This is a genomic window from Micromonospora sp. NPDC049359 (genome assembly GCF_044466585.1).
Taxonomy (GTDB): Bacteria; Actinomycetota; Actinomycetes; order Mycobacteriales; family Micromonosporaceae; genus Micromonospora.
On the sequence record NZ_JBITMW010000008.1, the window covers coordinates 241,501 to 253,698 of the forward strand.

General features: G+C 71.8%; 11 protein-coding genes. 5 read left to right on the forward strand and 6 right to left on the reverse strand.

All coding sequences use genetic code 11. From position 1 onward, the window contains the following. Positions 1-76: 76 nt before the first annotated feature. On the reverse strand, positions 77-1,195 hold the full coding sequence (locus tag ACIBTX_RS20100) for a GuaB3 family IMP dehydrogenase-related protein (RefSeq protein WP_357126307.1): 1,119 nt from the start codon (positions 1,193-1,195) through the stop codon (positions 77-79). A 31-nt stretch (positions 1,196-1,226) separates the two neighbouring features. Then, entirely contained in the window at positions 1,227-2,789 is a 1,563-nt protein-coding gene (guaB, locus tag ACIBTX_RS20105; RefSeq protein WP_357126310.1) for an IMP dehydrogenase, read from the reverse strand. A gap of 186 nt (positions 2,790-2,975) precedes the next feature. Between guaB and ACIBTX_RS20110 the strand changes: the two genes are divergently transcribed. Further along, positions 2,976-3,398 carry a DUF5319 domain-containing protein gene (locus ACIBTX_RS20110; protein ID WP_357126313.1) on the forward strand — a complete coding sequence of 141 codons (423 nt, stop codon included), beginning with the start codon at positions 2,976-2,978 and terminating at the stop codon, positions 3,396-3,398. A 187-nt stretch (positions 3,399-3,585) separates the two neighbouring features. Here the strand turns inward: ACIBTX_RS20110 and ACIBTX_RS20115 are convergent, their stop codons facing one another. Then, positions 3,586-4,404, reverse strand: a complete 819-nt coding sequence (locus ACIBTX_RS20115; protein WP_357174439.1) for a response regulator transcription factor — start codon at positions 4,402-4,404, stop codon at positions 3,586-3,588. Positions 4,405-4,660: 256 nt separating this feature from the next. Between ACIBTX_RS20115 and ACIBTX_RS20120 the strand changes: the two genes are divergently transcribed. After that, entirely contained in the window at positions 4,661-5,044 is a 384-nt protein-coding gene (locus tag ACIBTX_RS20120; RefSeq protein ID WP_357126320.1) for a WhiB family transcriptional regulator, read from the forward strand. A 175-nt stretch (positions 5,045-5,219) separates the two neighbouring features. Here ACIBTX_RS20120 and ACIBTX_RS20125 read toward each other — a convergent pair whose 3' ends face one another. From ACIBTX_RS20125 to groES, 3 genes are all read right to left on the reverse strand, one after another. Then, positions 5,220-6,785 carry a molybdopterin-dependent oxidoreductase gene (locus ACIBTX_RS20125; protein WP_357396948.1) on the reverse strand — a complete coding sequence of 522 codons (1,566 nt, stop codon included), beginning with the start codon at positions 6,783-6,785 and terminating at the stop codon, positions 5,220-5,222. Between the two features lie 125 nt (positions 6,786-6,910). After that, entirely contained in the window at positions 6,911-8,554 is a 1,644-nt protein-coding gene (gene groL / locus ACIBTX_RS20130; protein WP_357126326.1) for a chaperonin GroEL, read from the reverse strand. Positions 8,555-8,624: 70 nt separating this feature from the next. After that, positions 8,625-8,939 carry a co-chaperone GroES gene (gene groES / locus ACIBTX_RS20135; RefSeq protein WP_030330046.1) on the reverse strand — a complete coding sequence of 105 codons (315 nt, stop codon included), beginning with the start codon at positions 8,937-8,939 and terminating at the stop codon, positions 8,625-8,627. 258 nt (positions 8,940-9,197) lie between these two features. Here groES and ACIBTX_RS20140 point away from each other — a divergent pair, with 258 nt between their 5' ends. The 3 genes from ACIBTX_RS20140 (at position 9,198) to ACIBTX_RS20150 (ending at position 12,133) form a co-directional block, all read left to right on the forward strand. Next, entirely contained in the window at positions 9,198-10,379 is a 1,182-nt protein-coding gene (locus ACIBTX_RS20140; RefSeq protein ID WP_357174429.1) for a methyltransferase domain-containing protein, read from the forward strand. Between the two features lie 9 nt (positions 10,380-10,388). Beyond that, positions 10,389-10,868, forward strand: coding sequence for a Cys-tRNA(Pro) deacylase (ybaK, locus tag ACIBTX_RS20145; RefSeq protein WP_357396944.1), 480 nt, complete (start codon positions 10,389-10,391; stop codon positions 10,866-10,868). A gap of 176 nt (positions 10,869-11,044) precedes the next feature. Next, positions 11,045-12,133, forward strand: coding sequence for a substrate-binding domain-containing protein (locus ACIBTX_RS20150; RefSeq protein ID WP_357126335.1), 1,089 nt, complete (start codon positions 11,045-11,047; stop codon positions 12,131-12,133). Positions 12,134-12,198: the final 65 nt, after the last annotated feature.

Here is a 12,198-nt window from a genome sequence, read left to right on the forward strand (position 1 = left end):
GGCGAGGGCGTCGACGGTGACGGCGAAGGGCCGGCCCCGCCCGGTGGCGGAGCCGGCCCTTCGGCGACGCGAGCGATCAGCGGTCGAGGACCAGCCCGACCTTCTGGAACTCCTTGAGGTCGCGGTAGCCGCACTTGGCCATGGCCCGACGCAGCCCACCGAACAGGTTGAGCTGGCCGTCCGCCTCGTCCGCCGGCCCGAAGAGCAGCTGCTCCATTGAGCCGATCGGGTCACCGGACACCTCGAAGGCGCCCCGGGGCAGCGACGGGTGGCTGGCCGCCGAGTGCCACCAGGCGCCACCGGCGGGGGCCTCGTCGCAGAGCGACAGCGGCTCACCGAGCATCACCGCGTCGGCGCCGCAGCCGAGCGCCTTGGCGATGTCACCGGAGGTCTGGATGTCACCATCGGCGATCAGGTGCACGTACCGGCCACCGGTCTCGTCCAGGTAGTCACGACGGGCCGCCGCGGCGTCCGCGATGGCGGTGGCCATCGGCACCCGGATGCCCAGCACCGACTCGGTCGTCGACCACTCGTCGCCGCCGATACCCACGATCACGCCGGCCGCGCCGGTCCGCATCAGGTGCAGCGCCGTCTTGTAGTCCGTGCAGCCGCCGACGATCACCGGCAGGTCGAGGTCGGCGATGAACTCCTTGAGGTTCAGCGGCTCGTCGGTCGTCGACACGTGCTCGGCCGAGACGATGGTGCCCTGGATGACCAGGATGTCCACCCCGGCGTCCAGGATCACCGGCGCCAGCGCGAGGGTGTGCTGCGGGGAGACCCGCACCGCCACCGTGCCGCCGCCGGCACGCAGCTCGCGCACCCGCTCGGCGATCAGGTCGGGACGGATCGGCTCCGCGTAGACCTCCTGGAGTCGCTTGGTGGCACGGGCGTCCTCGTCGAGGCCGGCCAGCTCGTCCAGCACCTTCGTCGGGTTCTCGTAGCGGGTCCACAGACCCTCGACGTTGAGCACGCCGAGACCGCCGAGCTGGCCCAACCGAACCGCCGACGACGGACTCATCGTGGCGTCCGAGGGGTGCCCGACACAGGGGATGCCGAACGGGTACGCGTCGAGCTGCCACGCGGTCGAGACGTCGTCGACGTCCCGGGTCCGGCGGCTCGGCACGATGGCGATGTCGTCCAGGTGGTAGCCGCGCTGCGCGGTCTTGCCCAGCCCGATCTCGACCACGTCACGCATGGGGGACTCCAGGTGGTTGGGGGTGGTGGGGTCAGCGGGAGTGGTAGTTGGGCGCCTCGACGGTCATCTGGATGTCGTGCGGGTGGCTCTCCTTGAGCCCGGCCGCGGTGATCCGGATCAGCTGGCCGCGCCGGTGCAGCTCGGGGATGCTCTCCGCGCCGACGTACCCCATGGCGGCCCGCAGCCCGCCGATGAGCTGGTGGGCGACCGCGGACAGCGGGCCCCGGTAGGGCACCTGGCCCTCGACGCCCTCGGGGACCAGCTTGTCCTCGGCGAGAACGTCCTGCTGGAAGTACCGGTCCTTGGAGTACGACTTGGCCTGCCCCCGGGACTGCATCGCGCCGAGCGAGCCCATCCCGCGGTACGCCTTGTACTGCTTGCCGTTGATGAAGATCAGCTCGCCGGGGCTCTCCTCGCAGCCGGCCAGCAGGCTGCCGAGCATCACCGTGTCCGCGCCGGCGACCAGGGCCTTGGCGATGTCGCCCGAGTACTGGATGCCACCGTCACCGATCACCGGCACGCCGGCCGGGCGGGCGGCACGGGCCGCCTCCATGATCGCGGTGATCTGCGGGACGCCAACGCCGGCGACGATCCGGGTGGTGCAGATCGCGCCCGGGCCCACACCCACCTTGATGCCGTCGGCGCCGGCCTCGACCAGCGCCCTCGCGCCGGCGTACGTGGCCACGTTGCCGCCCACGATGTCGATCGTCACGTCCTTCTTGAGCCGGCGGACCATGTCCAGCACGGCCCGCTGGTGCCCGTGCGCCGTGTCCACGATCAGCACGTCGACACCGGCGTCGACCAGCGTGCGCGCCCGCTTGTACGCGTCCTCGCCCACACCCACGGCGGCGGCCACCCGCAGCCGGCCGGCGTCGTCCTTGGTGGCGTTCGGGTACTGCTCGCTCTTGGTGAAGTCCTTCACCGTGATCAGGCCGCGCAGCCGGCCGGAGTCGTCCACGATCGGCAGCTTCTCGACCTTGTGCTGGCGCAGCAGCGCCAGCGCGTCGTCCTTGCTCACCCCGACCCGGGCGGTGACCAGCGGAGTCCGGGTCATGATCTCGCGGACCGGGGTGTCCGGCTCGGTGACGAAGCGCATGTCGCGGTTGGTCACGATGCCGACCAACTGGCCGTTGCCGTCCACCACCGGAACGCCGGAGATGCGGTACCGCCCGCACAGCTCGTCGACCTCGCGCAGCGTGTCGTCCGGGCTGGCGGTCACCGGGTTGGTGATCATGCCGGACTCGGAGCGCTTCACCAGGTCGACCTGGAGCGCCTGGTCCTCCAGGGACAGGTTGCGGTGCAGCACGCCGATGCCACCCTGGCGGGCCATGGCGATCGCCATCCGCGCCTCGGTGACCGTGTCCATGGCGCTGGAGAGCAGCGGGACGGTCAGTTCGACGTTGCGGGTGAGCTTCGTCCGGGTGTTGACCCGGCTGGGCACCACGTCCGACTCGCCCGGCTGGAGCAGCACGTCGTCGAAGGTGAGCCCGAGCGGAACGACCCGGGCCGAGCCGGCGGGCAGCTCGGGCAGGTGGCCGCCCAGGTCGGCGTGCTCGACGCCGGCCGGAAGATCGGTGCTGGGCGAATTTTCCACGATTGCTCCCCTGAGCTGCTCGGATGGGCTTCAGCGAGGTGGCGCGGGCGGGCACCGGAACACGCCACGGTGCCGGCACGTCGTCCCATCGTACCCAGTGACCTGCGCGACCTGGATCGGCGGCGGTTGCCTCGGCGCGGTGCCCGGGGGCGGACGTTCCCGCCGCGTTGGGTCTACGGTGAGGGGGTGCACGACGAGCCCATCGACCCGTTCAACGGCGACCCGGCCGACCCGACCGCGGGGCTGGACGATCCGGGCGACGACGCGACGCCGGATCCACTGACCGACGTCGAGCGACAGGACGTGCTGGAGGACCTCGCCGATCTGGAGATCTACCAGGCCCTGCTGGCGCCCATCGGGGTGCGCGGGCTGGTCATCGAATGCGAGGACTGCCGGGAGCCGCACTACTTCGACTGGGACCTGCTGCGGGGCAACCTGCGGCACCTGCTCAACTCGGGGCGGCCCCGCGTGCACGAGCCGGCGTACGACCCGGATCCGGACCACTACGTGACCTGGGACTACGCCCGTGGGTACGCCGACGGGGTGCACGACACCCTGACCGAGGGCACCGAGGACGAGCCGGACCCGGGCGCCGCCCCCACCGACTGAGGTTCCGCCGGCCCCGGGCGCTCCCGGAGACCGTTCAAGATCGTGCTGGAACAAGGAAGTAGTGGCCCCGCCGCGCCGGGAGGCCACTACTTTCCGGTTCGAGCACGATCTTGAGCGGGTCGCGGTGGGCTGCGGCGGGTCGCGGCGGGCTGCGGCGGGCTGCGGCGGGCTGCGGCGGGCTGCGGCGTCAGGAGACCAGGCCGGCCCGGAAGCCGGCGGCGACCGCGTGGGCGCGGTCCCGGGCGCCGAGCTTGCGGAACAGCCGGCGCGCGTGTGTCTTGACGGTGTCCTCCGAGACGAACAGTTCCCGGCCGATCTCCGCGTTGCTCTTGCCCTCGGCCATGCCCAGCAGCACCTGGAGTTCCCGTTCGGTGAGCCCGATCGACGACCGGCCGCCACGAACGCCCGCGCCGGGCCGGATGGCGTCGGACTGCCCGGTGGCGGTCCCGTCGGTCGCCGCCTCGACCTCGTCGTCGCCCCGCTGCACGGGTACCGAGGCGACGCCCGCCGGCCCGTCGCCGGTCGCGGCGGTCCAGCCGGGCTCTGCGGCGCCGCGTACCGACGGAGTGGAACGGGCCGAGCCGCCGACCGCCGCCGCATCCCGCGCCGGGTCGGTGACCCGCTGCCGGGAGGCCCGGCCGGGCGCGGTCAGCAGGAGCAGGGCCTTCGCCACCGCGCTGGTGAGGTCGTGGTCGGCGTTCTGGATCAGCCCACGGGCGCCGGCGCTGATGGTGGCGGCCGCCGCCTCGGATTCCTCGGTGCCGAGCAGCACGACCGCGGCCTGCGGCGCGCGGGCCAGCACCCGACGGACGAAGCCCGCGCTGTCCGGCCGGGTGAGGGCCGTGTCGGCCAGAACCACGTCGGCCGGTCGTTCGGCCAGTCGCAGCATCACCTCGGGATCGGAGACGGCGGTACGAACGATCGCGGACAGACCCAGCCGCGCGGCAGCAGAAGTGAGGTGCTGAGCCGCGAGCGGTGTCCGAACGCACACAAGAACGGTACGCACTGTGATGGTCTCCTCTCCGCACACGAGCAGACCATGACGAGGTCGGCTGGGGAGGAGGTTCCCGGCAATCATCTGAACTTTTCCGACAGATGGGGCAAAAGCCGCAAGTTGTCGGGGGTTTTCGATCACAGAAGTGTGAGCCGGCAACGACCCGGGTACCGGGGGGTCCAGGCCGGGAACGGTGCGCCTGCGCGGCCCGCCGCCCGGAAGCCGGCCACAAGCATTCTCGCGGTGCCGCGCGGGAGGAGGGGTGCTGATGTCGAACGTACGTAGACTGCCCGGACCCATCGTCGACCTCTGGGACTGGCAGCGGCTCGGTGCCTGCCGGGGCCGGGACAGCGCGCAGTTCTTCCACCCGGACGGGGAGCGCGGATCCTCGCGGCTGCGGCGGGAGTCCTCGGCCAAGTCGGTCTGCCGCGCCTGCCCGGTCCGCGCCGAGTGCGCCGCACACGCGCTGTCGGTCCGCGAGCCGTACGGCGTGTGGGGCGGCTTCAGCGAGTCGGAGCGGCTGCGCCTGCTCGCCGTCGGCTGGGAGGACCTGGCGGACCGCCGGCAGATCCGGGTCGACGTGGCCCGCCTGGAGGCGCGCCTGGGTCGCCCGCACAAGTCGACGGTCCCCGCCCAGCGCAACGTCGCCTGACCCCACACACCACCCCGACACCGCGAACCGCGCCCCCGCCCAGCGGGAGCGCGGTTCCCGCGTACCCACCCCACCCAACCCCGACCCCGGTGATCATGAAGTTGTTGCCCCCGACACGCCGTCAGGGTGGCAACAACCTCATGATCACCGGGCCGAGGGGTGGGGGTGGGTGGGGTTAGTGGACGTTTACCGGGACGGTGTGCCAGCCGGTGGCGCCGTCGGGGGCGACGCTCTGGGTGCGCTCGGTCTGGGTCTCGCCGGTCGCGTCCGTGGCCCGGACCTGAAGGCGGTGCTCGCCCGGCGTGGCGTCCCAGCGCCAGGACCACTGGACCCAGGTGTCCACCGACACCGTCGGGGCCAGCGCCGCCTCCTGCCAGGGGCCGTCGTCGACGCGTACCTCGACCCGGCTGATGCCCCGGTGCTGCGCCCAGGCCACACCGGCCACCGTCACCGGGCCGGCGGTCAGCTTGTTGCGCCGTCGTGGCGCGTCGATCCGCGACTGGGTCTTGATCGGCCCCTGGGCCGACCAACCGCGTGGCACCCAGTACGCGTCGAAGTCGGCGAAGCGCGTCAACTCCAGCTCGGTCACCCACTTGCAGGCCGACACGTAGCCGTAGAGACCGGGCACCACCATCCGCACCGGGAAGCCGTGCTGGACCGGCAGCGGTTCGCCGTTCATGCCGATCGCCAGCAGCGCGTCCCGCCCGTCGCGCAGGGCGGCGGTGGGGGTGCCGCAGGTCCAGCCGTCGACCGACCGGCCGACGACCTGGTCGGCGTCCTCGTCCGGCTGGGCCTCGTCCAGCAGTTCCCGCAGCGGTACGCCGAGCCAGCGCGCGTTGCCGATCAGGTCCCCGCCGACCTCGTTGGAGACGCAGGCCAGCGTGACGTACCGCTCGACCAGCGGCCGGGCCAGCAGGTCCGCGTAGCTGTAGGTGCGCTCGGTACCCACCCGGCCGTGAATGCGCAGCCGCCAGGTGTCCGGGTTCACCTGCGGCACCACCAGGGCGGTGTCGATCCGGTAGAACCCGGAGTTCGGGGTGACGTACGGCGCGAGCTGGGCCAGGGACAGGTCCGCTCCCGCGGGCACGGCCGGCGCGGGGACGGCCGGGGCGGGGAGCCGGATCGCGTCCCGGGCGGCCGAGACGCCCCGCCGCCCGGCCAGCCAACGGCCGCCGAGACCGGCCACGGCCGCCGTACCGAGCAGCACTCCGGTGCCGGTGAGGAACCGTCGGCGCGACTCCGGGTCGACACCCTCGACCGGCGCGGCCGGCGTCACCGGCGTGGGTGGGTCCCACGGCCAGGGTTCCAGCTCGAACGGGCCGGCGATGAACAGCCAGAGCACCAGGGCGCCGAGCCCGCCGCCGACCAGCGACGGCAGCGCGTCGAAGACGTCCGCGCCGGGGCGGGTCAGCGCGGCGGCCACACCGACGGCGCCGAACGCCGCGATACCGGCCAGGCCCAGGGCCAGCCGCCGGATCGCCAGCATTCCGAACAGGGCCGCGAACCCACCCAGCAGCAGGGCCGTTCCGGTCAGCAGGGCGATCTTGTCGGCGGTGCCGAAGACGTCGATGGCGAACTGCTTGATCGGCTCGGGAACGGCGTCGACGACCACCCCGCCGACCGCGACCAGTGGCGCCGACCGGGGGCCGGTCAGCACCGCCACCGGCTCCGCGGTGCCGATCGCGACGGCGGCGGCGGTGACTCCGGCCAGCGCGGCGTACCGCCGCGACGTCGTGCTCATCGGCCCAGTGTGCGCGATCATCTCGGCCGATCGCCAACGACGTCATCGCTTGGTAATGCTCGCCCGACGAAACCGGGGCACACCGCCGTACGGCGGTGTGCCCCGGAACGGGTGTCGCTACCGGGTCAGAAGCCCGGGCCGTGCTGGTGGCCGTGGCCGTGGCCGTGCCCGCCACCGGCGGCGGCCGGCTCGGGCTGCTCCGGCTTCTCCACCACGAGGCTCTCCGTGGTGAGTAGCAGGCCGGCGATCGACGCGGCGTTGGTGACGGCGTTGCGGGTCACCTTCACCGGGTCGATGATGCCGGACTTGACCAGGTCGCCGTACTCGCCGGTGGCCGCGTCGAGGCCGTTGCCCCACTGCATGCCGGCGACCTTCTGGGTCACGACGTAGCCGTCGTGGCCGGCGTTCTGCGCGATCCAGCGCAGCGGCTCGACCAGCGCCTTGCGCACGATCGAGACGCCGACCTTCTCCTCGCCGGTGAAGCCCAGGTCGTCGTCGAGCACGGGGAGGATCTGCACCAGGGCGGCGCCGCCGCCGGGCACGGTGCCCTCCTCGACCGCGGCCTTGGTCGCCGCGATGGCGTCCTCGATGCGGTGCTTGCGCTCCTTCATCTCGACCTCGGTCGCCGCACCCACCTTGATCACGGCGATGCCGCCGGAGAGCTTGGCCAGCCGCTCGGCCAGCTTCTCCCGGTCCCAGTCGGAGTCGGAGGCCTCGATCTCCTTGCGGATCTGGGCCACCCGGTCGTCGACCTCGGTCTTCTGGCCGCCGCCGTCGACGATCGTGGTGTTCTCCTTGTCGACCACGACGCGCCGGGCGGTGCCGAGCACCTCCAGGCCGACCTGGTCGAGCTTGTAGCCCAGCTCCGGGGCGACCAGCTCGGCGCCCGTGGAGATCGCGATGTCCTGGAGCATGGCCTTGCGCCGGTCGCCGAAGCCCGGGGCCTTGACCGCGCAGACCTTGAGGGTCTTGCGCAGCGAGTTGACCACCAGGGTGGAGAGCGCCTGGCCGTCCACGTCCTCGGCGATGATCAGCAGGGGCTTGCTGTTCTGCAGGACCTTCTCCAGCAGCGGCAGCAGCTCCTCGATCGCCGAGATCTTCTGGGTGGTGACCAGGATGTACGCGTCCTCGAGGACGGACTCCTGACCCTCCAGGTCGGTGACGAAGTTCGGCGAGATGAAGCCCTTGTCGAACTGGAGACCCTCGGTCACGTCCAGCTCGGTGGTGAGCATCGAGCCCTCCTCGACGGTGATGACACCGTCGCGGCCGACCCGCTCCATCGCCTCGGCGATCAGCTCGCCGATGGTGGCGTCCTGCGCGGAGATCGTCGCCACGTTCGCGATCGACTCCTTGCCGGCGACCTCGACGGCCTTGCCGAGCAGCGCCTCGGAGACCTTGGCGGCCGCCGCGTCGATGCCCCGCTTGAGGCCGGCCGGGTTGGTCCCGGCGGTCACGTTGCGCAGGCCCTCACGGACCATCGCCTGCGCCAGCACGGTCGCGGTGGTGGTCCCGTCGCCGGCGACGTCGTTGGTCTTGGTCGCCACCTCCTTGACCAGCTGCGCGCCGAGGTTCTCGTAGGGGTTGGTGAGCTCGATCTCCTTCGCGATGGTCACGCCATCGTTGGTGATCGTCGGCGCACCGAACTTCTTGTCCAGGACGACGTTGCGCCCGCGCGGGCCGAGGGTGACCTTGACCGCGTCAGCGAGGGCGTTGACACCGTGCTCCAGCAGGTGTCGGGCGTCGTCCGAGAAGCTGAGGATCTTCGCCATGAATGTCCCTTCGAAGCGCCGCTGCCCCGGCCCGGCGAGCCGGACCGGGGCAGCGACACTGATCGGTTGCTTACTTCTCGATGACCGCGAGGACGTCGCGGGCGGAGAGCACCAGGTACTCCTCGCCGGCGTACTTGACCTCGGTGCCGCCGTACTTCGAGTAGAGGACGGTGTCGCCGACCTGCACGTCAACCGGAACCCGGTTGCCGTTGTCGTCGACGCGCCCCGGACCGACAGCGAGGACGGTGCCCTCCTGCGGCTTCTCCTTGGCGGTGTCGGGGATCACGATGCCCGACGCCGTGGTGGTCTCAGCCTCGTTCGCCTGGACCACGATGCGGTCCTCGAGCGGCTTGATCGCAACCTTGGTCGCGGTAGTCACGGGCATACCCTCCTGGGGTACTGGTTTCGTTGCTGGCCAGCGGGGCTGACCAGCGTCAATCTGCCTCATGCCACCGGGCGGGGCCGTCGTCGCGGGTGCCGGTCCGCCTGGCGTGCGCACCCGGGTCGCGAGACCCGGAAGCTGGCACCCTCAGGGTGAGAGTGCTAATCGCAGGTTATTCCGTGGCTAGCACTCCGTCAAGGAGAGTGCCAGCGCGTCGCGCCCCGCCAGCGGTATTTTCCCCTCGGTCGGGAGAATGGGCAGGTGGATCTCGATCAGTTGGCGGCACTGCGTACCCCCGAGGGGTCGGCCGCCCTCACGGCGGCGGCCGAGCTGGCCGGCGGCGATCCACTGGCCGCGGCGTCGGCGCTCCGCGCGGCCGGGGTGCCGCCGACGCTGGCGGCGGCGGCCCTCACCCAGGCCGAGCTGCGCCACCGGGCGGTGGGCAAGTTCGGCCCGGCCGCCGCCGGGATGTTCCTCACCCGCCCCGGCCTGGAACAGGCCACCCGCCGGGTGGTCGCCGACCGGCGGGCCGCCCGGCTGCACGCGGCCGGCGTGCGCACCCTGGCCGATCTCGGGTGCGGCCTCGGCGCGGACGCGCTGGCCGCCGCCCGTGCCGGCATCCGGGTGTACGGGGTCGAGGCCGACCCGGTGACCGCGGCGATGGCCGCCGCCAACGCCGCCGCCGCCGGGCTGGCCGACCTGTTCACGGTCGAGTGCGGCGACGCGACCGCGTTCGACGTGTCGCGGGTGGACGGCGTCTTCTGCGACCCGGCCCGACGGGCCACCGGCACCGGCCGACGGATCTTCGACCCGCGCGCCTACTCGCCGCCCTGGGACTTCGTCACCGGCCTCGCCGAGCGGGTGCCCCGCACGGTGGTGAAGGTGGCGCCGGGCCTGGATCACGCGCTCATCCCGGCTGGCGCGGAGGCGGAGTGGGTCGGCGTGGACGGCGACCTGGTCGAGGCGGCGCTCTGGTGCGGCGAACTGGCCGAGGTGCCCCGCCGCGCCAGCGTGTACCGGAGGGAGATCCACCAGCTCACCGGCTCGGGCGACACGGAGGCGCCGGTCGGACCCCCGCGCCGCTACCTGTACGACCCGGACCCGGCGGTGGTCCGGGCGCACCTCGTCGCCGAGCTGGCCGCGGAGCTGGACGCCACCCTTGCCGACCCGAGCATCGCGTACCTCTACGCCGACCAGCCGACCCGCACCCCGTACGCGCGCTGTCTGGAGATCACCGACGTGCTGCCGTTCTCGCTCAAGCGCCTGCGGGCATTGCTGCGCGAGCGTCGGGTGGGTCGGGTGGAGATCCTCAAGCGGGGTTCGGCGCTGACGCCGGAGCAGTTGCGGCGGGACCTGCGCCTGGCCGGCGACCAGGCGGCGAGCCTGGTGCTGACCCGGGTCGCCGGAGCGCCGACCGTGCTGATCGGCCGGCCGGTGGATTAGGTTCGGGGCGTGGCGGGACAGGGCACTCCGGCAACGGCACTACTGGCCAAGCGCGGGATCGCGCACCGCACCCACCCGTACCGGGTGGCACCCGACGCTCCGAACTACGGCGCCCTGGTGGCGGCGGCCCTCGGCGTGGCGCCGGAGCGGGTGTTCAAGTCGCTGGTGACCGAGGTGGACGGCGTCCTCACCGTGGCGGTCGTACCGGTGACCGGTGAGCTGGACCTCAAGGCGCTCGCGGCGGCGGTCGGCGGCAAGCGGGCGGCGCTCGCCGAGCGGACGGTCGCCGAGCGGGCCACCGGCTACGTGCGAGGCGGGATCAGCCCACTCGGGCAGCGGCGGCGACTGCCCACCGTGCTCGACGACTCCGCGCTGGACCTGCCGACGATCTACGTCTCCGCTGGTCGGCGCGGGCTGCAACTCGAACTGGCGGCGGTGGACCTGGTGGCGCTCACGGCGGCCCGCACCGCGCCCTTGCAGGCCCGCTGACCTGTCGTTACATCGCTCTTTTCGGCGGATGTTCGGCGAGTAACAGTCGCGTTGCTGAATTGTTATCGCTTCCAACAAACTTGGGACCTGGGTGGTCTTGTGGTGCGAGTGTGACGCGGAATACGTTGCCGGACACAACAAAACAACACCTCCCCACCTCCGAAAGGACCCTGCACATGCGTAAGGGGATCCTCACCATCGCCGCCGTGGGCCTGCTCGCGACCGGCGGTTTGACCGCCTGCGGCGACGACTCCGGCAACGGCTCGGCCGACTCCAAGAAGACTCCCAAGATCGGCGTGATCCTTCCGGACAGCAAGTCCTCCCCCCGCTGGGAGACGGCGGACCGTCGCTTCCTGGAGGAGGCGTTCAAGGCCGCCGGCGTCCAGTCCGACATCCAGAACGCCCAGAACGACAAGGCCGCCTTCCAGACCATCGCCGACCAGATGATCACCGGCGGCGTCACCGCCCTGATGATCGTCAACCTGGACTCCGGCACCGGCAAGGCCGTGCTCGACAAGGCCAAGTCGCAGGGCGTCGCCACCATCGACTACGACCGGCTCACCCTGGGCGGCTCGGCCCAGTACTACGTCAGCTTCGACAACGAGGTCGTCGGCAAGCTCCAGGGCGAGGGCCTGTCGAAGTGCCTGACCGAGAAGGGTGCCAAGAACCCTGTCGTGTCGTACCTGAACGGCTCGCCCACCGACAACAACGCCACCCTGTTCAAGGCCGGCTACGACTCGGTGCTCAAGCCGAAGTTCGACTCCAAGGAATACACCAAGGGCCCGGACGACGCCGTGCCGGGCTGGGACGGCCCTACCGCCGCGACCATCTTCGAGCAGCAGCTCACCGCGACCAAGGGCAAGATCGACGGCGTGCTGGCCGCCAACGACACTCTCGGCAACGCCGCCATCTCGATCCTGAAGAAGAACAAGATCAACGGCAAGGTGCCGGTGACCGGGCAGGACGCCAGCGTGGAGGGCCTGCAGAACATCCTCGCCGGTGACCAGTGCATGACCGTCTACAAGGCAGTCCGGGAAGAGGCCAAGGCCGCCGCAGACCTGGCCATCGCGCTGGCCAAGGGCGAGAAGAAGGACACCGGCCAGTCGGTGAAGGACGGTGACCGCGACGTCCCCTCGGTGCTGCTCACCCCGAAGGCCATCTACAAGGACAACGTCAAGGACGTCATCGCCGACGGCTACGCGACCAAGGAGCAGGTCTGCACCGCGGCGTACGCCAAGTTCTGCGCCGAAGCCGGCATCAGCTGACCGACGCCGCAGTACCCGCCGGGACGACCATCGCCGCCCGGCACGGGAGCACCCTCCCGTGCCGG

What these genes read in the sequence shown, in the direction of transcription:
- ACIBTX_RS20125 (WP_357396948.1), bottom strand. Translation starts at nt 6,785, where the DNA reads ATGAGCACGACGTCGCGGCGGTACGCCGCGCTGGCCGGAGTCACCGCC.
- groES (WP_030330046.1), bottom strand. Translation starts at nt 8,939, where the DNA reads ATGCCCGTGACTACCGCGACCAAGGTTGCGATCAAGCCGCTCGAGGAC.
- groL (WP_357126326.1), bottom strand. Translation starts at nt 8,554, where the DNA reads ATGGCGAAGATCCTCAGCTTCTCGGACGACGCCCGACACCTGCTGGAG.
- ACIBTX_RS20120 (WP_357126320.1), top strand. Translation starts at nt 4,661, where the DNA reads ATGTCGAACGTACGTAGACTGCCCGGACCCATCGTCGACCTCTGGGAC.
- ACIBTX_RS20100 (WP_357126307.1), bottom strand. Translation starts at nt 1,195, where the DNA reads ATGCGTGACGTGGTCGAGATCGGGCTGGGCAAGACCGCGCAGCGCGGC.
- ACIBTX_RS20150 (WP_357126335.1), top strand. Translation starts at nt 11,045, where the DNA reads ATGCGTAAGGGGATCCTCACCATCGCCGCCGTGGGCCTGCTCGCGACC.